We start from the raw sequence: 22927 nt of genomic DNA on the forward strand, positions 1-22927 counted from the left end.
CCGACAGGTAGGCCCAGTCAAAAAATGGAAATCTTAAAAAATGTGTGAAACTAAAGTGAGTAGTGCTTACAGTCCGTGCTAACGTAGCGAATAGATTTCCCTCCTTTCTTTAACAGGATTTTTCTATCTAACAGGCTGATTCTTGCTTGCCTTCAATGAAACTGGAGTTATCCGGTCAGTGCAGATAGTTAAGCAGGTTTGCTGGTCAAATAGTGGTAATGTGAGATATAAAGCTGGTCAGTTATAAACAACGTTTGGGAGAGTTAAAATTTCAATCTGATAAGTATCAATCTTACATTTGGTAGTAAGCACTCCTATAAGGTTACATAGATATAATAATTATTCTTCTTTTAAGAAAAGAAAATAACATGAGGAAATTTTTTATCGCTTTTAGCATTATTTTTCTTGCTGGCTGTTCTGCTAAGTACAATTCTACGGCAATACAAAAAAATGAAGAGTTACTCATCAAAAATAAAGAGATTGTAATAGCTGTCCCAGCTAACGGTATCTACTCTACACAAGAGTACGCTGGTTCTGGGAGCAGCACAGCAAACGTTATTAAAGCCGCATTTTTACGTTATAGCGACAATGTAAAAACCATTTCTGAATGCAGCAATATGAATTGCTTAGTGTCAAAATCACCAGTATCTGATGGATATTATATAGTTCCTCAAATTCTTCATTGGGAAGATAGAGCGACAGAATGGTCTGGCATTCCTGATAAGATGGAAGTAAAAATAACTATCTATAAGGCTGATAACCAGAAACTATTGTCCTCAGTGATCCTGTCTGGGAAAAGTAAATTTGCAACGTTCGGTGGAGATCACCCTCAAGATTTATTACCTGCCCCAGTAAGTGAGTATGTTGCTTCTCTATACTAAATAAAGTACTCAGCACCCTATAGATGGGTGCTGGATAGCTTATTAATTAGATAAGGAGTTTAATGCTCCACAATTAATTTACGAAAAAATCTGTTTTTATCCAGCGAGTTATCATGAAGTGCAGGACCACAGAAAACTCTGTATCTCGTATCTTCTGCGAGTTTCTTCCGATTTCCTACAATCATTACTTTGAGGTGACTGTGAGGATAGAGATAGGATCAATATGGAATTTTCGGTGTGTCAGTTTCTCCGACGTGCACTGCGACATAGCGCCCCGAATCTTCAATAACTGCGCATGATCCGACAGGGCAATTGGTGAGTGTGTTGTCGTCGAGTACGCAGATCGTCGTTCCGTGATAGTCGATTTGTCTCATTCTTTCGGTTCCTTCCGTCAGTGGTTTTACCATCATTTTACCATTGTTTTACCATCGGCAAATTTAAGGTATAAAAAAAACCAACCGTAAGAGGTTGGTTTTTCTGGGGAAATTTGGTCGGCACGAGAGGATTTGAACCTCCGACCCCCGACACCCCATGACGGTGCGCTACCAGGCTGCGCTACGTGCCGATGCTATGGGCATTTATACTACCTTTTCCTGACCTTATTGCAATAGCCGGATGGAACGACTGCTTTAGATTTAGGCAGTTAGTTGGCAATAAAGCGTCTTTCGTTTGTTAGTACCTGCAAGAGTAGGGCAAGCTGCGGTTTTTCATCATTCAGCCGATTTCCCGCCGTGTCGTAAGCCCGGTAGTTGCCGTTGCTTTCCAAGACGATGAGCTGATCCTGCGTAGTGATGAGCAGCGTGCCGCCGTTGCCGTTAATCAACCACGGGTAGCGTCGCTGGGCCGAGAACAAATCTTCGCCCTGTGAATAGTCATCCGTGCTGTTTTTAACGTGGAGCAGGCGCTGCATCAATGTGGTCATGACGTCTTTGTTATCCGTCATTTTCGTAATGGTCTGCACAGGCGTGTTCGGCCAGTGAACAATGAGCGGCGTTTGCCACTGGGTACGGGCGAAACGTGCCCCGTTGCTGGCATTAGCATTCTGGTTTTGTGCGGTTGTCACAATCACGACCGTGTTATTCAGAATGTTTTTTTCCTGCAGGGTACTAATGATTTGCCCAATCTGGCGGTCAACGTCCTGAATATTCATGCGGCCGTTTGATTCAGTGCCTTTGCCATCTGCGGTTTTCGGTGCGCTGCTCAGTTCAACGTAAGAGAACCAAGGAGCCGGGTTATTATCGCGACTGAGCCATTCCTGCCATTGCGTGATGATGGCATCGCCGCTTTGCTGCTGCGGCGCAGGTAAGGAGAAATCAGAAAGCAGCGCCTGACGATAAAGCGGGCTGTTGAAGCCGTTTGCTGAAAATAGCCCGAACTGATAACCCTGCTGGCTTAACGCGGTGATCAAGGCAGAAGGTTTACGCGCGCTCAGAATGCCGTCCATATAGGTCGTCGAGAGGCCGTAAAACAGGTTAAACAAGGCGGCGTCTGGCTGAGAACCTGAATCGTAATGGTCACTGAAGCGCACGTTTTCCGCGGCGAAACGCGACAGGTTAGGCATCCGGTTTTGTATGGCGTCGGGCTGTGTATCGTCGATCATCACCATCAGCAGGTTGTATCCGCTGCCGCTATCGCGGAAGGTGATGTTACTGAGCGGATACTCCACCGTCATGGCTTCAGGATTACCCTGCTGCGTTAGGCGACGCTGATATTCCTGTGCATCCAGCAGACCATGTTTTTCCAGAAAACGACGTGCCGTCATCGGATAAGACAACGGCAGGTTGGCGCGCTGCATGGTAATCGGGCGATAGAAGTTCGCATCGGCCCAGATGTACATCAGATGCGATGCGAAGAACGCCGAGATGAAAACGCCCGCCAGCGGTTTGCCAAAGTGGCGGCGGTTCAGGCTGCGGAGCTTTTGCCAGCACCAGGTGCCGAACAGCATTTCCGCCATGAAAATCAACGGAATGCCGATAAACATCCACTGCCAGTCGCGGGCAATCTCACCCTGTCCGGGGTTGACGACGAGTTCCCAAACGGTGCTGTTAAGGTGCAGGTGAAAGCGTGTAAAGACTTCAACATCCACTAACAGTATCGTCAGCCCGGCCGTTGCCAGCGCCGCAGACAGGAACCGCAGCAGGCGCTGCGACATCACAATAAACGTGAGCGGGAAGATGACCAGCAGATAGGCGGCAAAGACGATAAAGCTAAAATGACCAAGCCAGCTAACCAGCGCGTAAAGTCGACCGAACAGGGACGTCGGCCAATCGGCAACAAACAGGTAGCGGCTACCCAGCCCCAAAGTGAGCAAAATGTTGAATAAGGCGAACCAGTGTCCCCAACTGATCATCTGGGAGACTTTTTCGCGGTAGCGCTGACGGTTGGTTACCATACGTTGGTCAAAACTTAGTGAGCTTTATCGGCTTTTTTAATCGAAGCCTGCAGGGCTTCAGCGAAAGAACGCGCCAGAACCTGACGTTGTGCAGGTGCGATGCTGGTGTTAATCAGGTTCGTCACCATGTTACCGAGCACCATCAAAGCAAGATCGGTTGGGGCGTGGTGCTTTTCCAGAACATTGACCATCTCAGAAAGCAGTTGTTCAACGTGTTCGTCACTATAACGGGATGATTGTGGCATAAAATGGCGTATCTCAAGCTGGTAAAGTCGCTTATCTTACCGTATAGGCTTATGCTTTTCTGCACTTTTATCATTAACGTACTTTTATCACTGGCGTACTTTTATCAATAAACGGAATTTTATCAATAAGTAGTGTAGACGCTTAGTGCGCGTACAGATGTAAAGAGCCAGCTTTAATGTGTTGCGGGCTGTTCGTATCAGTGTTTGAATACGCGCCTTGCCAAAAGGAGAGTTTATCATGAGTCTGGATATCGCCCAGATTGCCCTGCATCAGCTAATTAAACGTGACGAACAAACGCTGGAAATGGTGTTGCGTGATTCCCTGCTGTCGACCAATGCGGCAGTAGAAGAGATGATGGCTGAACTGCATCGCGTCTACAGCGCTAAGAGTAAGGCCTATGGGCTGTTTAATGAGCAAAGCGAGCTGGCGGATGCGCTGCGAGCTTGTCGCAAAGGGGATGAGGACTTCCTGAGTTTCTCACGTGCCGCGACCGGGCGTTTGCGTGATGAGCTGGCGAAGTACCCGTTTGCCGAAGGCGGTATCGTGTTGTTCTGCCAGTATCGTTATCTGGCGGTCGAGTATTTATTGATATCGGTGCTCAATAGCTGCAACAGCATGCGAGTTAATGAACAGCTGGATATCAGCACCACGCACTATCTGGATATCAACCATGCCGATATCGTGGCGCGTATCGATTTGACGGAATGGGAAACCAATCCAGAATCTACGCGTTATCTGACCTTCCTTAAAGGCCGCGTTGGGCGCAAAGTATCTGACTTCTTCATGGATTTTCTGGCCGCGTCAGAAGGGCTGGATACCAAAGCACAAAACCGTGGCTTGCTGAAAGCCGTTGATGAGTATTGTGATGAAGCGCAGTTAGATAAAAACGAGCGCCAGAATTACCGTCAGCAGGTATATAGCTACTGCAATGAACAGTTGCAGTCCGGTGAGGAAATCGAGCTGGCGTCGCTGTCGCAGGAGCTACCTCCGCTGGGCGAGAAAACCTTTCAGCAGTTTTCAGCCGATCAGGGCTATGAGCTGGAAGAGAGCTTCCCTGCCGATCGTGGAACACTGCGCCAGTTGACCAAATTTGCTGGCAGCGGCGGCGGTATCAGCCTGAATTTTGATGCGTTATTGCTCGGTGAGCGAATTTTCTGGGATCCGGCGACGGATACGTTGACGATTAAAGGCACGCCACCGAATCTGCGCGATCAGTTACAGCGTCGGACAAGCAGCGGTAAGTCGTAGACATCGCACCAGAAGACGCGGCCCTTTTTCTTATTTCAGGAAAAGGGCCGCTGCTGATAACGGGTTGAAACGATAGTGATTAGAAGTATTTAAGCCAGCGGATGTCTCTGCGGCGGGCTTTTAAGCGGGCAAACGCGCGAACCGGCGCAAATAACACGACCATCAGCACCACAGTACATACCCACAATTGCCAGACGGCGGAAAAGCCGAACCATTCTCCCTGATTTTTTCCCCAGATCGCGATAGCGGTTAAATACATTCCTTTTAAAACATACAGATGCAGTAGGTAGAAAAACATCGGTGCGGCACCGAAACTCGCCAGTATAACGAGCCAGCGCCGTTGCTGCTGACGCTCAAACACGGCAAGCAGACAAAGCCCGATGCTCAGCGTCAGGCAGAGAAACAGCAGCGATGGCGGGTATTTCGTGATGTTGAAATAACTCATGAGCGTCTGTGTGATGACATCCCCCCGCTGCCAGGGCTTTTCGCCATACAGATTGATGCTACGCAGAACGAAGAACAGTGCTAGCGTGATCCCTGCCAGAGTGAGCAGGACTTTCTGGCGCTGAAGCGGAAAGACCTCTTTTCGATATAATGCCCCAGCCACGTAGCCAAGTGAAATGACGCCAATCCAAGGCAATACCGGGTATGAAGTACGCATACGGAATGTGTCGCCGATGTCTATCCAACCGCGATCGTGCAAAATCGCCCAGGGAATGGACCAGATGGAGCCTGCTGAAGTATGCAGAGGGTCCAGCAGGTTATGTCCGCCCACGATAATGATACCGATTATGAAAACCAGCCCGGCAGGTAACCAGATCAGCGCGCTGAGGGCGAGCATGCTCATGCCGATGGCCCAGATGACCTGTAAGTAAATGACCTGCGGCGGGAACTGGAACGTCCACGCGAAGTTGATTAGCGTGAGCTCAAGAAGAATGAGAATTAAGCCGCGCTGGAACAGGAAGAGGGCGGTTTGTCGGCGATCTTGCACTTTCTGATGATAAAGCGCGGCAGAAAGCCCGGTTAAAAAGACAAACACGGGAGCACACAGATGCGCCAGCGTACGGTTGATGAATAGCATGGGATCGGTACTGGTTACATCAATCGGATCGGCGAGTTGCAGGTGTAGATAAAAGGTTTCCCGCACATGGTCCAGTAGCATAAGTACCATAACCAGACCGCGCAGGGCATCGATAGCGATAAGTCGCTGTGAGATATCACGAGACATGTTCACATTCCTTTGTGAATGAACCAATTTTTATAAAAAAAACGCCGCATAAGCGGCGTTCTTCTTTTCCGGCGTCCCGGAAAACAACTTCAGCGCAAACTAAACGCGAACGAAGTCGATGTGAGTCAGTTTTGGCTTGTAAACGTGACGTTGTACAGCCTGAACTTTAACTTGAACTTCTTTGCCATCGATAGACAGGATCACGGTTTCACCGTAGAAGCCTTCTTTCACTTCTTGGTTTTTTACTGAGTCGTGATCCAGTTCGATAGATACTGGTGCTTCTGAACCACCGTAAACGATGGCTGGGAATTTACCAGCTGAACGCAGGCGGCGGCTCGCACCCTTACCCTGACCTTGACGTGCTTCTGCTTTGATAGTAATCATTTTCTTCTCTACTTATATAAAGTAATCCTGCTACAGGCGACCCAGCAGCAGGTTGGGTTATTCAGCTTTTGCGAACAAAAGCGGGCTGAATTCTAGCGGAATATGGCTCTGCGGGCAAATGAATCCCAAAATTACTTAGCCGCGGAGCTCGTTGGCGCGGCGGAAGCGTCCCTGATAATCAAAGAGCTTTTCGCGTATTTGCCAGAATTTTCCATGTTTACGGGCGACGACAAAATCGGGTGCGCGTAATAACAGCTGCTGTGCGATGACGTCAGCGGCATTTTGCCAGTTAAACGGGGTTCCCGGTGCGCGTTGGTGAACACGTAAGAACTGTTGCAGGAAAACGTGGCGCTGAGCGGTAGTGTGCAGACGAAAACGTTCGCTAACTTCGGCACCGTCCTCATCGTGGTAGATGATTTTCAGCCATTCTCCTTTCGCATCCTGTCCCTGCTCGAAACTCATGCCGCTACAGCGTAAAACCAATGCATCTTTCAGCTTCAGCGCCGCTTTCAGCATATCGTCAGGATCGACCAATACCTCGTCACACTGGTGGCAGCGCCGCGCGGCAATGTCGTTTTCCGCGCCGCAGTGCGGACAGACTTTAAAACGAAACCGGAAATCACACTGCTGGCGTTGGCCGCTTTCCGCTATTTCCCAACCCTGACAGCGGCGGCCATAGTGTTCAATGATGTCGCCGTCCGGGGTCGTTTTCCCCCAGAACAGATTGGCAAAGCCACATTCGGGACAGAAGACCTGTACCGGCTGGCTGCCGGCATGCGGTTTGCTGTTGCCGACTTCTGGCGTATAGAGATCGTGCGGGTTGCCAGCGTAATCCAGAATCAGGCAGTCCGTTTTCCCCGGATACAAACGTAAACCACGCCCGACGATTTGCTGATACAGGCTGACGGATTCTGTTGGTCGAAGGATAGCAATAAGGTCGACATGCGGGGCATCAAACCCGGTCGTCAGCACCGCCACGTTGACCAGATACCGCAGCGACTGCTGTTTAAAGGCGTCAATCAGCGCATCACGTTCAGCCGCTGGCGTATCGGCGCTAACCAATGCAGCCTGTCCGGCCGGTAGCAAGGCCGTAATTTCTTTGGCATGTTCGACGGTGGACGCAAAAATCATCACGCCGCGCCGCGTTTGCGCATAATCGATGACCTGGCTGATGATGTGCGGCGTAATACGCTGCTGACGTTTGAGTTCGAGGTTCAGGTCGGCTTCGCTGAATAGCCCGTTGCTGCGGGCGACGAGCTTACTGAAATCATATTGCACCACTGGCATGTCCAGTCGGTCTGGCGGTACAAGAAAGCCATGCTTGATCATATAGCGCAGCGGCAGCTCATAGATGCAGTCGCGGAACAAACTGCGTTCGTCGCCACGGATCATGCCGTGATAGTGATACTGATATATCCAGCCTTTGCCAAGCCGGTAGGGCGTCGCCGTTAAGCCGAGCAGCCGCAGCTGTGGGTTAGTCTTTTGCAGATGCTGGATGATTTGTTGATATTGGCTGTTATCGTCGTCGCTAATGCGGTGGCATTCATCAATGATCAGCAGGGAGAAGGCACTATCGAATTGATCGAGATTACGCGCGACGGACTGCACGCTGCCAAAGACCACCTTTCCCTGACTCTCTCGCTGCTGTAGCCCTGCCGCGAAAATATCCGCTTCCAAATCCAAGGCACAGTATTTGGCATGGTTTTGCGCGACCAGTTCCTTGACGTGTGCGAGCACCAGTACACGACCACGGGCAAGCCGCGCCAGTTCGGCGATAACCAGACTTTTCCCCGCACCGGTAGGCAAAACGATGACGGCCGGTTGGGTGTGACGGCGAAAATAGTCGAGTGTGGCGGAAACAGCCTCACGCTGGTAAGGCCGTAGTGTGAACGACATAACTAGTGCTGGCAGATTTTACTGGCGCTGGTGGTAAAGCCTGCATCGTGCGGGATGAATTTCCCGCGTTCAGACAGAAATTGCACCAGCATTGAAGCCGTCATATTTTCGGCGGAGCAGGTATGAAAGCGCGCTGCGCTGCCGAAGCGGTCTTCTATGGTGGTAATCAACTGTTCAGTGGTAAACGACTCACCGGACGCGAGCATCATTTGCAAAACTTCATGGCCGTGAATAGATGACATGCGGTTGCCCTCAAAAGATAAAAAATTGTCCCTATTATGCCTGCTGATAATACCTGGCGCGAGGGCCGAGCAGCCTGAAGGCTGGCTAAAAAGAGCCACTTATGGACGGTGAATTGCAGGACGAGCGGACAAAGCCCCGTTATACTACGATCTCACAATTCGCGATCTCACGATTTGAGATCGGTAGTTATTTGAGACAGGCAGTGAGTTTTAATGCGATTGGACAAATTTTTATCCCAGCAATTGGAAATTAGCCGCTCACTGGTAGCGCGTGAACTCCATGCAGAGCGTGTTACCGTTGATGGTGAAGTGGTAAAAAGCGGCGCGTTCAAGTTATCCCCTGAGCATCATGTTGAGTTTGACGGCAATCCGCTGAAACAACAGAATGGCCCGCGCTATTTCATGTTGAATAAGCCGCAGGGCTACGTCTGTTCAACGGACGATCCCGATCATCCCACCATTCTGTATTTCATGGATGTCCCGGTGGCGTACAAACTGCACGCGGCAGGGCGTCTGGATATCGATACCACGGGACTGGTACTGCTAACTGACGACGGGCAATGGTCGCATCGCATTACCTCGCCTAAGCACCAGTGTGAAAAAACCTATCTGGTAACGCTGGAACAGCCGCTGGCCGAGGACACCTCCGCGCAATTTACAGCGGGTGTGCAACTGCATAACGAGAAGAACCTCACCAAACCCGCTACGCTTGAGAAGATAACGGATTATGTCGTTCGACTGACGATTAGCGAAGGTCGCTATCATCAGGTCAAAAGGATGTTTGCGGCAGTGGGGAATCGGGTCGTTGAGCTGCATCGCGAACGTATCGGTGGCATCTATCTGGATAGCGAGCTGGAACCGGGTGAATACCGGGAGTTAAGTGCTGAGGAGATCGCCAGCGTAAAATAATGCTGCATAGCATGACCTTTTTTCTTATCTGGAGTTATTAGTGCAATTACGCCGCTCTTCTCATTTCGGGCTGATCTTTATTCTCGGCCTGATTTCGATGCTAATGCCGTTAGCTATCGATATGTATTTACCTGCGTTGCCGACTATTGCTAACGAATTTGGCGTGGGGGACGGGCATGTCCAAATGACGCTCAGTACCTATGTACTGGGCTTTGCGATTGGCCAGATGTTCTACGGGCCGATGGCGGACAGTCTGGGACGTAAGCCTGTGATTCTCGGCGGTACGCTGGTTTTTGCGTTTGCAGGCGTGGCCTGTGCGCTGGCACAAACGGTAGAGCAGCTGATCTACATGCGTTTTCTGCACGGTGTCTCCGCTGCGGCGGCTGCGGTGGTGATTAATGCCCTAATGCGCGATATGTTCTCGCGGGATGATTTTTCTCGCATGATGTCGTTTGTCGTGTTGGTGATGACCGTCGCGCCGCTCATTGCGCCCATTGCTGGTGGCTGGCTGCTGCTGTGGTTTAGCTGGCATTCCATTTTCTGGACGATCTCGGGTGCGGCTTTTCTGGCGTCAGCGCTGATATTCTTTTTTATCAAAGAAACCTTACCGCCCGCTAAGCGGCAGAAATTTCATCTGCGTACCACCATCGGGAATTTTGCCATCCTGTTCCGTCATAAGCGGGTGTTCAGCTATATGGTGGCAAGCGGACTGTCGTTTTGCGGCATGTTCTCCTTCCTGAGTGCCGGGCCGTTTGTGTATATCAATCTGTATGGCGTTTCTCCTCAGAATTTCGGCTACTACTTTGCCCTGAACGTCGTCTTTCTCTTTGTGGTGACGTTGTTTAACAGCCGCAATGTACGGCGGTTGGGCGCGCTGGCGATGTTCCGCGCAGGGCTGGTGATCCAGTTTGCGATGGGAATATGGTTGGTGATTGTCTGCCTGTTCGATCTCGGGTTCTTACCGCTGGTGTTTGGCGTGGCACTGTTTGTCGGCTGTATTGCGATGGTGGCGTCGAATGCGATGGCGGTGATTCTCGATGATTTCCCGCATATGGCAGGGACGGCCTCGTCGTTGGCTGGCACGCTACGCTTCGGCTTGGGGGCGATCGTAGGCGTTATCCTATCGCTGGCCTCATTCAACAGCGCCTGGCCGATGGTGCTATCAATGGCACTCTGTTCGATAGGTGCCTTTCTGCTGTATCTGTACGCAGCCCGTTCCCCCGCGTCCTGATTTTCCCTTCTTCTCAGATGCAGGAAAGATGTTCCTGCATCTGAGTCTGTTCTCTCTGATTCCCCATTTTCCTTCTTAAGGCGCTACCCTGGCATGGTTTTTTGTTTTGTTAATGTAAAATATTTGACCCAAAAGTGAACAAATGGGCTGAAAAGGGTTGAGATATTAAATGGAAAAGGTTACATATAGCCGGAAAAGAAGAAAGATTCGTGATCAGTTTGGCATTAATAGCCCTTGCAATCAGAGCTGTTAACCACTAGAACGATATGAAAAAAGCGTGTTTGTTGTTTTTTTGTTCACTAAAAGTGGCAAGAAATGGTGTGAACACGCTACTATGATAAATATGTTACTATTTTGTGAATTATTACCTGAGGAAAACAGTAGTGGACAGTTTCCAACTTTCGGTAGTTCATCGTTTGCCGCAAAGTTATCGCTGGTTATCGGGTTTTACAGGCATCAATGTTGAACCGATTCCGCTGAGCGGCAGAGAAGAAGATAACAACCTGATTGGTCTCAAGCTGTTGAGCCATGACGGCGATATTGCATGGAAAATCATGCACCATTTGCATCAGTCTCTGTCTGAAATTCAGGTTGAATGCGCCGTTCTGGAATGGGAAGGCGAACCGTGCCTGTTTTTGCATCGCAATGATGAAAGCACGGCAATGTGCCGTCTGAAGAATGTTGGTGTCGCTATCGCTGAGTCCGTATCAGCACAATACCCCTTTTAAACCGCAGCGTCAGCAGACTGACGCTGCGGTATTCCCTCATTTAGGCTGACTGCGTTTCCACCGAATAGGATGAAAACTGTAGCAGTTCGCGCGTGTAATGCTCGGCAGGGTGCGCGAATACCTGTTTGCATTCACCCTGTTCGACCACTTCGCCTTGTCGCAACACAATAACCTGATGGCACAGCGAACGGATAACCTGTAAGTCATGGCTGATAAACAGGTAGGCGATTTTGTGCTTTTCCTGTAATGATTTCAGCAGCGCCAGAATTTGCGCCTGCACCGTTCTGTCCAGCGATGATGTTGGTTCATCAAGGATCAGCAGCTCCGGTTGCAGTATCAGGGCGCGCGCGATAGCGATACGCTGACGCTGCCCGCCGGAAAACTCGGCGGGATAGCGGTAGCGGGTCGTGGGATCCAGCCCGACTTCCTGCATCGCCTCAACCACGCGCTGGTCGAGTGCCTCTTTGCTCAACTTATGATGGACGGTCAATCCCTCAGCAATAATTTGCTCCACATTCAGCCGTGGGTTCAGCGCGGAGTTCGGATCCTGAAAGACAACCTGAATCCGGTGGCGGAAAGGCAGCATTTGCTTACGGGTTAGCCCTTGCAATGGCTGGCCGTCAAACCAGATATCGCCACGTGATTGAATCAGTCGCAGCAGCGCGAGTCCGGTCGTGCTTTTTCCTGAACCGGATTCCCCCACCAGACCCAGACTTTCGCCGCGTCGTAAGGTGAAGTTGATATTGTTCACTACCTGCTTTTCGTCAACGGTACGGCGTAAAAGGCCGCGTTTGATGGGAAACGAAACGTGCAGTTTTTCCACCCGCAAAAGAGGTTCACCGTCATCCGTTACCGGAAGCGGCTCGCCCGACGGTTCTGCATCCAGCAATTGGCGCGTGTAGGGATGCTGCGGTGCGCTGAAAAGCTGCTGACAGCTATTATGCTCCACGGCCTGACCGGCTTTCATGACCGACACGTTATCTGCCAACTGGCGGACAATATTCAGGTTATGGGTGATGAACAGTAAACTCATCCCCAGTTCCTGCTTCAGCTCGTTCAGCAATTTCAATATTTGCGCTTGAACGGTCACGTCCAATGCCGTTGTGGGTTCATCGGCAATCAGTAAATCTGGCTGTGTCAGCAGTGCCATCGCAATCATGACACGCTGGCGTTCCCCGCCGGAAAGCTGGTGCGGGAAATCATTCAATCGACTCTTAGCCTGCCGAATACCCACGCGATCCAGACAGGTGATGACTTCGCTGCGGGCTGCCTCGGTGCGCATGCCGCGGTGGAGCGAAAGCACTTCAATCAGCTGTTTCTCGATGCTTTGCAAGGGATTAAGCGACACCATCGGTTCCTGAAAGATCATCGCGATCCGATTGCCGCGTATCTGGCGCAGTGTTTTTTCATCAGCATGCAGCAGCGATTGCCCTGCGAAGCGGATATCCCCTTGCGGATAAACCACGGGCGGGGAGGGGAGCAAACGCAAAACCGACAGCGCGGTGACGCTTTTCCCCGAACCTGATTCACCGACCAGTGCCAGCGTCTCACCCGCGTTCACCGCCAGTGAAAGCTGGTCGACAACGCGCTGCTCCTGACCGCCTTTGCGGAAGGCAATGCTGAGATTATCTATCTGCAATAAAGGTGAACTGGACATATTAATGCGCCTTGCTGGGGTCAAAGGCGTCGCGCACTGCTTCGCCGATAAAAATGAGTAAGGAAAGCACAATGGAAAGCACCATAAATACGGTAATGCCCAGCCACGGCGCCTGAAGGTTATTTTTCCCTTCCAGCAATAAAGTGCCTAATGATGGCGAGCCCATCGGCAGACCAAAGCCGAGAAAATCCAGCGATGTCAGCGTGGTAATCGAGCCGCAAAGAATAAAGGGCAGATAGGTCAGCGTAGCGACCATCGCGTTTGGCAGCATGCAGCGGAACATAATGGCGCGGTCGCTGACGCCCATCGCCTGCGCGGCACGAATATAGTCAAAATTTCGGGTACGCAGAAATTCCGCCCGTACCACGCCAACCAGACTCATCCAGCCGAACAGGACGGTAATGCCTAATAGCCACCAGAAATCCGGCTGAATCACGCTGGACAGCAAGATAATCAGAAACAGTGTCGGCATGCCGGACCAAACTTCGATAAAGCGTTGCCCCCATAGGTCGAGACGCCCGCCGTAATAGCCCTGTGTTGCACCGACGGCGATACCAATCACGCTGGACAGGATCGTGAGCGCCAGACCGAACAGCAGTGAGATACGGAAGCCATACAGCACCTGAGCGACCACATCTTTCCCCTGGCTATCCGTGCCCAGCCAGTTCTGCCAGTTTGGTGCAGAGGGGAAGGATGCGGTAGTGGCGTAGTTTATGGTGTCGTAACTGTAGTGAATCAGCGGCCAGATGGCCCAACCGTGGCTGCTGATACGTTCGGCGATATAAGGATCGCGGAAGTCGGCGGTGGTATCCAACTGTCCGCCGAACGTCCTCTCGCTGTGGTCAATGAGCACCGGCGTATAGAGCTGGCCGTCATATTTCATCAACAGCGGTTTGTCGTTGGCGATCAATTCGGAAAACAGGCTGACGATAAACAGCACCATGAAAATCCACAGCGACCAGTAACCGCGACGATTACTTTTAAAGCGTGCCCAGCGCGCCTGATTAATCGGGCTTAAGCGGCTCATTGGCGTCCCTCAAAATCGATACGCGGATCCACCAGCGTATAGGTGATGTCGCTGACGATATTCAGCAATAAGCCGATCAGCGTGAAAATGTACAGCGTGCCGAACATGACGGGATAGTCACGTTGCAGCGTGGCGTCATAGCCCAACAGGCCCAGCCCGTTGAGTGAGAACATCACCTCAATCAGTAGAGAGCCGGTGAAAAACATACTGATAAACGTGGCGGGGAAGCCGGCAATCACCAGCAACATGGCATTACGGAATACGTGGCGGTAGAGAATGCTCTTTTCATCCAGCCCTTTAGCGCGCGCAGTAACCACGTACTGCTTACGAATCTCATCCATAAAGGAGTTCTTGGTGAGCATCGTCAACGTGGCGAAACCGCCAATCACGGAAGCCAGAACCGGTAGCGCGATATGCCACAAATAGTCGGTAATCTTGCTGTACCAAGGCAGGGTATCAAAATTGCTGGAAACCAGCCCTCGAAGCGGGAACCAGTCCAGGTAACTGCCGCCCGCGAATAGCACAATCAAAATGATCGCAAACAAAAATGCTGGAATGGCATAGCCGATAATGATTAACGTGCTGCTCCAGGTATCGAACGGCGTGCCATTTTTTACGGCCTTCTTAATGCCAAGAGGAATGGAAATTAGGTAGACGATCAGCGTACTCCACAGCCCCAGCGTAATCGAAACCGGCATGCTCTCCTTAATGAGCTGCATCACCGAAGAACCCCGGAACAGGCTGTCGCCGAAGTCAAAACGTACGTAATCCCACAGCAGTTTAAAATAGCGCTCATGGATCGGCTTATCGAAGCCATAGCGTTTGGTGATTTCTGCGATGACTTCTGGGTCAAGCCCGCGTGAACCCCGGTAAGCGTTCTCGATGTTTGGTGCGCCGCTGGTGCCTGTTCGTGCCATTCCGGCATCCATTCCGCTACTGGCGGTATAACCACTGCCGTGACCCATTTCAATTGCCGCGATGGCTTGATCTACCGGGCCGCCGGGGGCAATTTGCACAATAAAGAAATTAATTGTGATGATTGCCCACAGAGTTGGAATAACCAGCAAGAGGCGGCGTAACAGATACGTTCCCATTTTTATTCCTTAACGTCGCTCTGCGGGCAGCGTAGCCGCCTGTTTGGTATCGAACCACCAGCCATCAAAACCCAGCGAATAGGCCGGGCGTACAGCGGGCATGGCAAACTTGTTCCAATAGGCGAAACGGTCATGGTTGGAATACCACATTGGGATCATGAGCTGATTCCAGGTCAATACCCTGTCCAGCGCGCGACCTAATGACAGCAGGGGGACTTTCTGCCCTTGATGCTTAACGATTTCCGCGATGAGAGAATCAATCGCAGGGTCGCTGACCCCCGGTCTGTTGTAGGTCGAATCGATATACTGTGAGCTCCAGCGGATTTGCAGGTCATCACTAGGGTAAAGGAATGCGCTGTAAACCGTGGCCGTCATATCGAAATCCCGCTTGCGGATACGGTTGTTAAACTGCGTGCTGTCGATGTTACGTACGTTCATGGTGATGCCCAGCTTTTTCAGGCTCTGCTGAAAGGGCAGGACATACTGCGAGTTGCCAGCGCTTGGCAATAGCAGTTCAAATGTAAACGGCTGTCCGGTTTTGCTATTGACCAGCTTTTGATCTTTCAATTCCCAGCCAGCCTCTTCCAGCAGTTTGAGTGCCTTCAGCCAGTTTTGTCGATCATAGCCGCTGCCATCGGAGGAGGGGGGTTGATAGCTGGGGCCAAAGACCTCGGCTGGCACCTTGTCCTTCAGCGGCGTCAACCATGCCAGTTCCTCTGCACTGGGTTCGCCTTTAGCGGCATACTCGGTGTTTTGGAAATAGCTATCGGTACGTTGATAAGCGTTGTAATAGAGCGCCTTGTTCATCCAGTTGAAGTCAAATGCCAGTGCTAACGCCTGACGCACGCGTCGATCCTGAAACAGCGGTCGCTGAATATTGAATGCCAGCCAGCGCGTATCCTGAGCGGATTGGTTGACCTGATCCTGTTTGATGATATAGCCGCGCGCAAAGTTGCCGCCCTGATATTGTGTTGCCCAATGCTTTGGTGAACCTTCTTCACGCAGGTCGAAAGCGCCGGCTTTAAACGCTTCCAGCGCGACGCTGTCGTCGAGATAGTAGTCGTAGCGGATTCTATCGAAATTGTACTGGCCTTTATTGACCGGCAAGTCGGCACCCCAATAGTCTTTCACGCGTGAATAGGTAACATATTGTCCGGTGCGATAGGCGGTGATGCGGTAAGGGCCACTGGCCGGTGGTGGATACGATAGTGGATCGCTGAGTTTATGATTCTTCCAGAATTTCTCCGACATGATGGGCAATGTCATCAGACTGAACATTCGGTTTTTGTCGGATACAGGAAAATCGAAACGTACGGTCAGTGGTGCAACGGCTTTGGCGGTGACATCTTTAAAATAGATGCGAAACTGCGGCACGCCTTGAGTCATAAACATATTGTAGGTAAACGCGACGTCAGCTGCGGTGATTGGTGAGCCATCATGAAAGCGGGCTTTGGGATTCATCTCGATTTCAATCCAGCGGAAATCCGCCGAATGGCGTGTTGTCAGTGCGACCAGCGGATAATAACTGCCGGGCTCGTCATCAGAGGAGACAAAGAGCGAATCGTAGAGGCGTTCAGTACGTGCTGCTGCCACGCCACGTAGCGCGTAACGGTTGAAATTGTCAAAGGTGCCCAATGCACTGAGGGTGATACTGCCGCCTTTGGGAGCATCAGGGTTCACGTAATCAAAATGACTGAAGTTCTCGGCATATTTGGGCTCCCCCAAAAGTGCAAAGCTGGTGCTGTTTTCAATCGTCTCGGCATGCGCCCCAAAATGGGCCGTGCAAAGCAATACGGCAGCGATAACGCGTTTTAACATCTGACGGTAATCTCCTGCGAGTGGACGTTATCTGGCTGGGCGTCGTTTGATGCAGACATGCCATACCGTAACATCACAATGCCGATTTCCTCGGCATAAAGTTCTTGAAATAATTAACATTCCCATTGGGAAGCTGCGTGTTTTCTTTTTATCATGAAATTAGGTGATAAACCTACCTTAATCACGGCCTGTTAATGTTTCAGGTTGTTGAACAAGTCATATTTTGCGCAGTGTGCCGCAGAAGGGGAGGAACTCGGTGATATTCGGGGGGGGGGGAATTGGGCATAAAAAAACGTAGGGAACGTTTTTCAACGTTGCGCAGCAACGGCCCGCAGGGTGATGGACAAGGATGTCCATCATAAAAAAACGCCGCTTATGGTGATAAGCGGCGTTGATGTCGTCTGGTTTCGTTGGCTAACAGCAAAGTTCTTTTACTAACAAAACAATATCACAGCAAGGGAGCGATATTGCTTAGCTGGTTTTTCCTTTACTCAGGACACGACGTCCTTCCTGATAACGCTTATTCCAGTAGTCTTCTGTCATTTTAGAAATGATGACACCACTGCTGGTTGATGCGTGGACGAACTGATCGTTGCCGAGATAAATGCCAACGTGGCGACCGGTCGAACCTGCACGGAACAGAACAAGATCGCCAACGCGCAGTTTACTACGCTGAATTTGCTGGCCCATCTCTTGCTGTTCATAGGTTGAACGCGGTAAATCCATACCAAATTGTTCGCGGAACGTGCGCTGAACGAAAGCTGAGCAGTCAATGCCACGGCGACTATCACCGCCTAAACGGTAACGAACACCTTTCCAACTGGCATATTGGTTAAGCAACTTGGACTTGATGTCCACGTTACGAACCAGTGCTTCAAATTCATCCTGAGAGGCTTGCAGTAAAAGACCATCTTTGTCATTAACTGCATGCATATCAGTTTGAGCTTTATTGTTGTATGCACTATTAGTTCCACATGCGGAAAGCATCATTGCTACCGCAACGGCAGGCACTGCCCGCCAGATATATCTCAGAATCGGTTGAGACTTGACCATTATTGTTATGTTCCCTTGCTGTCCTTAACGATAAATATCGCTATGTAGTATCCCCATTTCATTGGGGTATAAATGCCAAACGAAAACGAGACTCAGACTAAATCAGAGTTTCTTCTTAGCCAAACACTCATCGGTGAAAATGTGCCGGAATGCACATTATTTCTCTTGCCGCTGGTAGTTCAGTGTGCGCTAAAAAGCAAACTTGAACGAGACTACCGCAACAGCAGCAGGATTGCGAGAAGTTTTAACCATTTTATTTATAAGATTTAATGATGTATTCAGCTAAAAAATGTCGATGTAAAAAATCTGAAATCATAGAGATTTATACTGTCGATTTTTTAGGTAATAGCCGATTTAATAGGGCAATAGCGGCATCGCTTGCTGGCGTTAATAACCACCAGCTTAGTCCGACCAGAACAACCGACAGAGAACCGACGGCAATATCGGTAAACCAATGTGCACCAATCATGATGCGAGGCAATGAGAAAATCACCATGATGGCCAGACCGATAGCAAAAGCGGTACGGGTAAAATAGCGCAGCATAAAAGCAGCAAAGATCATCAACATCATGCCGTGGTCGCCGGGGAAGCTGTCCGATGACGCATCTTTGGTCGGAATACCGGTTAAGTCTGAAACGCGGTTGACGTCACTAAAATAGAGCGTTGGGCTGGCGTGTTGCACCGGTAATAAATGCCCTGCCTGATTCAGCACGACGGCAGTTAACAGCATGATAAAACCGAGGACCAACAAACGACGGCGCTCTGCTGAGGTCGCTTTTAGATAAAACGACAAATACAGCAATCCCATCGCAACGAGCGCAAAACCGTCAAAAGCGCGGTTATTGGTAATGGCAACCAGATGTAAAAACGTCGGGCTATCAACCAAGAGACGGTTGAAATAGAAAAAGATATGGCTGTCGAGCGTGAGCCAAAAACCATGATTTTCCGGTAGATACCAGGATAAAAATAGACCGATGCCCAACACATTGAGCACTACAATAGAAGAAAAACGGGCAAATGACATAAGGCAAACCATCCAAACAAAGACGAAAAAACTCCAGTTTACTCCACGTTAGCTAAACGAGCCTTTAACAATGAGGCTTGTAACGTGTTCCATTCTGCTGGTGTTTCATTAATGACTTCGATACGGCTATCAATCGGTGCTGCCGATCGGGTTTCTATATGCAGATCGTGTCCCTGACGGTTCACGACGAGCGTCCCTTCCTTTATACGCATCACCCCTTTAACCCGACTCACAGGAGAAAGGCGGACCCAGTCCAGCAGGGCGGCGGTATCAAAAGCGGTTTCAGGTGCGAATATCCAGCCGCAGGCGTGGTAGCCCTGTCCCTGATTGAGAGAGCGTCGCCAGGGTTGTCCACCCGGTAATTGCAGTGCGGCCAAGCCATTTTTGGGCTGATGCGCGTGGTGATGCGCACCGTCCGGCAGTTCGCGCATACGTTCTTGCGATGAAGTGGGGCGAGGCTGATCGAGCAGTTGCCAGCCCACATTTCCCTGACTGGCCTCGATAATTTGTCGACCATCACCGCTTGCCTGTTGCCACTGCTGTAAGGCCGCGAGATCGTCGGCGGTATAAGTATCACGCTTGTTGGCGATAATCATATCCGCGGCGGCAAGCTGATCGCGGAAATTCTCATTTTCCGTGTAACGCGTTTCACTTAACTGGCGAGCATCCAACAGACACAGCGTAGCCTGTAATGTCAGCCAGGGCTGATAGATATCACTCGTCAGCAAGGAGAGAATTTGTTTCGGGTGGCCGAGCCCCGTAGGTTCGATGAGCAGCCGATGGGGCTTCTTCTGTTGCAGCAGCATATTCAGGCCAACCTGCATCGGCAAGCCGTTTACGCAGCACATGCAGCCGCCGGGAATCTCTTTCAACACCGCACCGCTGTCCGCCAGTAGCGCGCCGTCAATGCCTACTTCGCCGAATTCATTGACCAGCACCGCCCAGACTTCGTCTTCAGGCTTTTGCGACAGAAGATGACGGATCGTGGTGGTTTTTCCACTACCGAGAAACCCTGTAATCAAATTGACTTTCGTTAGCATGGCTGGCTCCTAATGCGGGGGAGGGTTGACGTGTGCCGGATAGTTCATCCGGCGACAAGTATTGAGCGGGAAGCACAATGTAGAATGTTAGTCTGCGCGACCCATGTAGCGACGTTCTGGAATATGAATACGGATCTTTTCACCAGCGCTCAGATATTCTGGAACGGGGATAACCAGACCGGTGCTCATGGTCGCAGGTTTGTTGCGTGAACTGGCGGAGGCACCTTTAATACCCGGTGCCGTCTCAACAATTTCCAGATCGACCGTTTGTGGCAGTTCCAGCGCGATGATTTGGCCGTCCCAGCTCAACACCTGAATTCCTGGCATGCCGCCTTCAGGGATAAACAGCAGCTCGTCTTCTATTTGATCTTTTTTGAAGAGGTAAGGGGTGTAGTCCTCATCATCCATAAAGACGTACTCGTCGCCGTCAATATAGGAAAAAGTCACCGTGCGGCGCGTCAGCGTGATGGTATCGATAATGTCGTCGCCTTTAAAACGCTCTTCCACTTTCAAACCCGTACGGACATCAGAAAAACGCATTTTGTACAGCGTGCTGGCACCGCGGGCACTGGGGCTCTGGACGTCGATGTCCTTTACCAGCAATAACTTGTCGTTATAGTTAACGACCATTCCGCGTTTAATCTCGTTCGCTCTTGCCATAAAAATTACCTGCTATAAGGAGTGTGATTTTTGTGGCGACACGTTACTCGCGCCAGAAGGTTCAGGCAAGTATAAGATGAAGGGGCTGATATTGGTTTTTGACGACGGGGCTGATATCGTGGCGCTCTCTACTTCTTGTCAGCCCACCGGAGAGTTTGCTGATGGACTGTCGCTCCCATTGCGGTGCCTGTTGTACCGCGCCATCGATTTCAACGCCGATGCCGGGTCTGCCGCACGGTAAGCCTAATAGTCAATTACTCATAGTATGAAATCAAAGGGTCTGAAGCAGGCTATCGGATATTGTGATCTGCTGTTAAAGTCATGGGAAATTCAACGGTCTTATCAGGGGGGCTAATGCAGTGCCGTATTGATTGTGGTGCATGCTGCATCGCTCCTTCTATATCAAGCCCTATCCCTGGAATGCCGCAGGGTAAGCCAGCCAATGTCAGGTGTGTTCAGTTATCGGAAGATAACTTATGCAATATCTTCGGATCGACTTTGCGACCTAGAGTATGCGCTAGCTTGGTGCCGTCTCTTGATATGTGCGCAGCAAACCGTGAAGAAGCATTGATTTACCTTATCAAACTGGAAGAGGAAACGACCCCTTCCAGGTAAGCATTTTTGCAATCAAGTATTCCGACTCAAGTATTTTTCTTTTTTTAATTCTTCGAACTCCCTTCGCAATGCCTCATTTTCTGCCATCACCCTTACAAGGGCCGAAGAAGGAGCTTTCTCTGATTTCGCAGCGCCACGACGTTTCGTTACTAGGGTGAATTCAGAGTCAAATCGAAGATTTATATATCCATATTCTTTATCTGGTTGCGTATTCTTATAGGTTGTTTTTGAATCGCCACGGATAATCTAGACACTTCCGAGCCGTTGATAATACTGGTTTTCATATTCTGTCGGTGGCATCTGATCGCTCGAACCATGCCGACGCCTACTGTTATAAAACATTTCGATGTAATCAAAAACATCGCTGCGGTCTTCTTCCCGCGTTCCGTAGATCTTTCTCTTTATCCGTTCGCGTTTCAGTAGCTGGAAAAGCTTTCCGCAACCGCGTTGTCGGGGCAGATACCGCGACGACTCATGCTGCCTTCCAGACCGTATGATTTCAGGAACGACTGCCACTCATGGCTTGTGTATTGACTGCCCTGATCAGAATGAACCAGCACTTGTTTTTGAGGATTACGCCGCCACACCGCCATCAATAATGCGTTCAGGACAATATCTTTTGTCATCCGGGGTTGCATTGACCAGCCGATAACTTTTCGGGAGAACAGATCAACCACCACAGCCAGATACAGCCAGCCTTCGTGGGTTCGGATGTAGGTTATGTCCGTCACCCAACGCTCATCGGGGGCGTCTGGATTGAACTGCCGCTGAAGCCTGTTGGGTGCCACGATGCTGGCTTCACCTTTGCGTGCCCGCGGGCTTCGGTACCCGACCTGAGCCTTTATTCCGGCACGTCTCATCAACCGCCAGACTCGGTTCAATCCGCACTGCTGCCCGGTATCACGCAGATCGAGATGGATCTTGCGATAACCATAGACGCAGCCTGACTCAAGCCAGAACTGTTTGATCTGCCCGGTCAGCATCTGCTCTGCCTGGTGACGCTGTGAATGTGGCTGCTGAAGCCAGGCATAAAATCCACCCGGATGGACATCCAGAACCCGGCAGAGCAAACGAACAGGCCAGCAATGGCTGTTGTCACGGATAAAGGCGTACCTCAGTCGGACAGTTTTGCGAAGTACGCCGCGGCTTTTTTTAGTATGTCTCTATCCTCGGTAACCCGCTTCAATTCTTTCTGAAGTCGCCGGATCTCAGACTGAGCATCGGACTGCGTTTTAGTGGCTGATGAATCAGGGCCATACTTTTTTACCCAGACGTAAAGGCTGTGCGTGGTGATATCAAGACGGGTGGCGATGCTTGCAATGGAATGGCCGCGGTCAACAACCAGTTTAACCGCTTCAATTTTAAACTATTCGGGATAACGTTTACCGCTCATGAGCACCTCTCTTTTCAGTCATCTTAAATGACTCTGAGGTGTCTGTTAAACCTGTTGCGATTCAATTGCTGATACCAGCCTTAGAACCATCTACATACTATTGATACTTAGGTTGAACTAGACATGTGGCCCAGATAAAAGCAGTTCTTACAAAGCGATAA

20 protein-coding genes, 1 tRNA gene and 1 pseudogene are annotated in these 22927 nt (G+C 50.4%); 6 read left to right on the top strand and 16 right to left on the bottom strand.

Features of this window, described 5'->3' with window-relative positions; translation table 11 throughout:
• Positions 1–368 precede the first annotated feature (368 nt).
• Positions 369–881 (top strand): DUF4823 domain-containing protein, encoded by a 513-nt coding sequence (locus HP572_RS06125; RefSeq protein ID WP_240585084.1) that lies wholly within the window; start codon positions 369–371, stop codon positions 879–881.
• A 488-nt stretch (positions 882–1369) separates the two neighbouring features.
• Here HP572_RS06125 and HP572_RS06130 read toward each other — a convergent pair.
• The 3 genes from HP572_RS06130 to HP572_RS06140 all read right to left on the bottom strand — a co-directional run bounded on the left by HP572_RS06130 (position 1370) and on the right by HP572_RS06140 (position 3518).
• Positions 1370–1446 (bottom strand) — tRNA-Pro (locus tag HP572_RS06130).
• A gap of 78 nt (positions 1447–1524) precedes the next feature.
• A complete protein-coding gene (gene yejM / locus HP572_RS06135) occupies positions 1525–3273 on the bottom strand; it encodes an LPS biosynthesis-modulating metalloenzyme YejM (protein WP_240585085.1) in 1749 nt (582 codons plus the stop codon).
• 14 nt (positions 3274–3287) lie between these two features.
• Positions 3288–3518 (bottom strand): YejL family protein, encoded by a 231-nt coding sequence (locus tag HP572_RS06140; protein ID WP_005967239.1) that lies wholly within the window; start codon positions 3516–3518, stop codon positions 3288–3290.
• 238 nt (positions 3519–3756) lie between these two features.
• On the opposite strand from HP572_RS06140, the gene yejK reads away from it, so the two are divergent.
• Complete coding sequence (gene yejK, locus HP572_RS06145) at positions 3757–4767, top strand: nucleoid-associated protein YejK (protein ID WP_205542090.1); 1011 nt, start codon at positions 3757–3759, stop codon at positions 4765–4767.
• A gap of 79 nt (positions 4768–4846) precedes the next feature.
• On the opposite strand, the gene HP572_RS06150 is transcribed toward yejK, so the two are convergent.
• From HP572_RS06150 to HP572_RS06165, 4 genes are all read right to left on the bottom strand, one after another.
• Positions 4847–5995: a DUF1624 domain-containing protein gene (locus tag HP572_RS06150; protein ID WP_240585086.1), complete on the bottom strand. Its 1149-nt coding sequence runs from the start codon at positions 5993–5995 to the stop codon at positions 4847–4849.
• A gap of 99 nt (positions 5996–6094) precedes the next feature.
• On the bottom strand, positions 6095–6379 hold the full coding sequence (gene rplY / locus HP572_RS06155; protein WP_240585087.1) for a 50S ribosomal protein L25: 285 nt from the start codon (positions 6377–6379) through the stop codon (positions 6095–6097).
• Positions 6380–6514: 135 nt separating this feature from the next.
• On the bottom strand, positions 6515–8275 hold the full coding sequence (locus HP572_RS06160; RefSeq protein WP_240585088.1) for a DEAD/DEAH box helicase: 1761 nt from the start codon (positions 8273–8275) through the stop codon (positions 6515–6517).
• A gap of 2 nt (positions 8276–8277) precedes the next feature.
• On the bottom strand, positions 8278–8517 hold the full coding sequence (locus tag HP572_RS06165) for a YecH family metal-binding protein (RefSeq protein WP_039485634.1): 240 nt from the start codon (positions 8515–8517) through the stop codon (positions 8278–8280).
• Positions 8518–8730: 213 nt separating this feature from the next.
• On the opposite strand from HP572_RS06165, the gene rsuA reads away from it, so the two are divergent.
• From rsuA to HP572_RS06180, 3 genes are all read left to right on the top strand, one after another.
• Positions 8731–9426 (top strand): 16S rRNA pseudouridine(516) synthase RsuA, encoded by a 696-nt coding sequence (gene rsuA / locus HP572_RS06170; protein ID WP_240585089.1) that lies wholly within the window; start codon positions 8731–8733, stop codon positions 9424–9426.
• A 40-nt stretch (positions 9427–9466) separates the two neighbouring features.
• Complete coding sequence (locus HP572_RS06175; RefSeq protein ID WP_205550938.1) at positions 9467–10657, top strand: Bcr/CflA family multidrug efflux MFS transporter; 1191 nt, start codon at positions 9467–9469, stop codon at positions 10655–10657.
• Positions 10658–11040: 383 nt separating this feature from the next.
• Positions 11041–11385 carry a YejG family protein gene (locus HP572_RS06180; RefSeq protein ID WP_240585090.1) on the top strand — a complete coding sequence of 115 codons (345 nt, stop codon included), beginning with the start codon at positions 11041–11043 and terminating at the stop codon, positions 11383–11385.
• A gap of 40 nt (positions 11386–11425) precedes the next feature.
• Here the strand turns inward: HP572_RS06180 and yejF are convergent, their stop codons facing one another.
• From yejF to yeiP, 8 genes are all read right to left on the bottom strand, one after another.
• Positions 11426–13042, bottom strand: a complete 1617-nt coding sequence (gene yejF, locus HP572_RS06185) for a microcin C ABC transporter ATP-binding protein YejF (RefSeq protein WP_240585091.1) — start codon at positions 13040–13042, stop codon at positions 11426–11428.
• A gap of 1 nt (position 13043) precedes the next feature.
• Positions 13044–14069 carry an ABC transporter permease gene (locus tag HP572_RS06190; RefSeq protein WP_240585092.1) on the bottom strand — a complete coding sequence of 342 codons (1026 nt, stop codon included), beginning with the start codon at positions 14067–14069 and terminating at the stop codon, positions 13044–13046.
• A complete protein-coding gene (locus HP572_RS06195; RefSeq protein WP_205550932.1) occupies positions 14066–15163 on the bottom strand; it encodes a microcin C ABC transporter permease YejB in 1098 nt (365 codons plus the stop codon). The genes HP572_RS06190 and HP572_RS06195 overlap by 4 nt, the downstream gene beginning before the upstream one ends.
• Before the next feature lie 9 nt (positions 15164–15172).
• Positions 15173–16981, bottom strand: a complete 1809-nt coding sequence (locus tag HP572_RS06200) for an extracellular solute-binding protein (RefSeq protein WP_240585093.1) — start codon at positions 16979–16981, stop codon at positions 15173–15175.
• A 471-nt stretch (positions 16982–17452) separates the two neighbouring features.
• The gene (mepS, locus tag HP572_RS06205; protein ID WP_205550928.1) at positions 17453–18034 is read right to left on the bottom strand and encodes a bifunctional murein DD-endopeptidase/murein LD-carboxypeptidase; all 582 of its coding nucleotides are present in this window, start codon (positions 18032–18034) and stop codon (positions 17453–17455) included.
• 322 nt (positions 18035–18356) lie between these two features.
• Entirely contained in the window at positions 18357–19058 is a 702-nt protein-coding gene (locus HP572_RS06210) for a phosphatase PAP2 family protein (RefSeq protein ID WP_240585094.1), read from the bottom strand.
• A gap of 38 nt (positions 19059–19096) precedes the next feature.
• Positions 19097–20098, bottom strand: a complete 1002-nt coding sequence (locus tag HP572_RS06215) for a GTP-binding protein (RefSeq protein ID WP_240585095.1) — start codon at positions 20096–20098, stop codon at positions 19097–19099.
• An 87-nt stretch (positions 20099–20185) separates the two neighbouring features.
• The gene (yeiP, locus tag HP572_RS06220; protein ID WP_039357670.1) at positions 20186–20758 is read right to left on the bottom strand and encodes an elongation factor P-like protein YeiP; all 573 of its coding nucleotides are present in this window, start codon (positions 20756–20758) and stop codon (positions 20186–20188) included.
• A 354-nt stretch (positions 20759–21112) separates the two neighbouring features.
• On the opposite strand from yeiP, the gene HP572_RS06230 reads away from it, so the two are divergent.
• Entirely contained in the window at positions 21113–21373 is a 261-nt protein-coding gene (locus HP572_RS06230; protein WP_240585096.1) for a YkgJ family cysteine cluster protein, read from the top strand.
• Positions 21374–21619: 246 nt separating this feature from the next.
• Here HP572_RS06230 and HP572_RS06235 read toward each other — a convergent pair.
• Positions 21620–22733 (bottom strand): annotated as a pseudogene (locus HP572_RS06235) (IS3 family transposase).
• Positions 22734–22927: the final 194 nt, after the last annotated feature.

The organism is Pectobacterium sp. PL64 (assembly GCF_022477975.1).
Lineage (GTDB): Bacteria > Pseudomonadota > Gammaproteobacteria > Enterobacterales > Enterobacteriaceae > Pectobacterium > Pectobacterium jejuense.

What these genes read in the sequence shown, in the direction of transcription:
- HP572_RS06125 (WP_240585084.1), top strand. Translation starts at nt 369, where the DNA reads ATGAGGAAATTTTTTATCGCTTTTAGCATTATTTTTCTTGCTGGCTGT.
- yejM (WP_240585085.1), bottom strand. Translation starts at nt 3,273, where the DNA reads ATGGTAACCAACCGTCAGCGCTACCGCGAAAAAGTCTCCCAGATGATC.
- HP572_RS06140 (WP_005967239.1), bottom strand. Translation starts at nt 3,518, where the DNA reads ATGCCACAATCATCCCGTTATAGTGACGAACACGTTGAACAACTGCTT.
- yejK (WP_205542090.1), top strand. Translation starts at nt 3,757, where the DNA reads ATGAGTCTGGATATCGCCCAGATTGCCCTGCATCAGCTAATTAAACGT.
- HP572_RS06150 (WP_240585086.1), bottom strand. Translation starts at nt 5,995, where the DNA reads ATGTCTCGTGATATCTCACAGCGACTTATCGCTATCGATGCCCTGCGC.
- rplY (WP_240585087.1), bottom strand. Translation starts at nt 6,379, where the DNA reads ATGATTACTATCAAAGCAGAAGCACGTCAAGGTCAGGGTAAGGGTGCG.
- HP572_RS06160 (WP_240585088.1), bottom strand. Translation starts at nt 8,275, where the DNA reads ATGTCGTTCACACTACGGCCTTACCAGCGTGAGGCTGTTTCCGCCACA.
- HP572_RS06165 (WP_039485634.1), bottom strand. Translation starts at nt 8,517, where the DNA reads ATGTCATCTATTCACGGCCATGAAGTTTTGCAAATGATGCTCGCGTCC.
- rsuA (WP_240585089.1), top strand. Translation starts at nt 8,731, where the DNA reads ATGCGATTGGACAAATTTTTATCCCAGCAATTGGAAATTAGCCGCTCA.
- yejF (WP_240585091.1), bottom strand. Translation starts at nt 13,042, where the DNA reads ATGTCCAGTTCACCTTTATTGCAGATAGATAATCTCAGCATTGCCTTC.
- HP572_RS06190 (WP_240585092.1), bottom strand. Translation starts at nt 14,069, where the DNA reads ATGAGCCGCTTAAGCCCGATTAATCAGGCGCGCTGGGCACGCTTTAAA.
- HP572_RS06195 (WP_205550932.1), bottom strand. Translation starts at nt 15,163, where the DNA reads ATGGGAACGTATCTGTTACGCCGCCTCTTGCTGGTTATTCCAACTCTG.
- HP572_RS06200 (WP_240585093.1), bottom strand. Translation starts at nt 16,981, where the DNA reads ATGTTAAAACGCGTTATCGCTGCCGTATTGCTTTGCACGGCCCATTTT.
- mepS (WP_205550928.1), bottom strand. Translation starts at nt 18,034, where the DNA reads ATGGTCAAGTCTCAACCGATTCTGAGATATATCTGGCGGGCAGTGCCT.
- HP572_RS06210 (WP_240585094.1), bottom strand. Translation starts at nt 19,058, where the DNA reads ATGTCATTTGCCCGTTTTTCTTCTATTGTAGTGCTCAATGTGTTGGGC.
- HP572_RS06215 (WP_240585095.1), bottom strand. Translation starts at nt 20,098, where the DNA reads ATGCTAACGAAAGTCAATTTGATTACAGGGTTTCTCGGTAGTGGAAAA.
- yeiP (WP_039357670.1), bottom strand. Translation starts at nt 20,758, where the DNA reads ATGGCAAGAGCGAACGAGATTAAACGCGGAATGGTCGTTAACTATAAC.
- HP572_RS06230 (WP_240585096.1), top strand. Translation starts at nt 21,113, where the DNA reads ATGCAGTGCCGTATTGATTGTGGTGCATGCTGCATCGCTCCTTCTATA.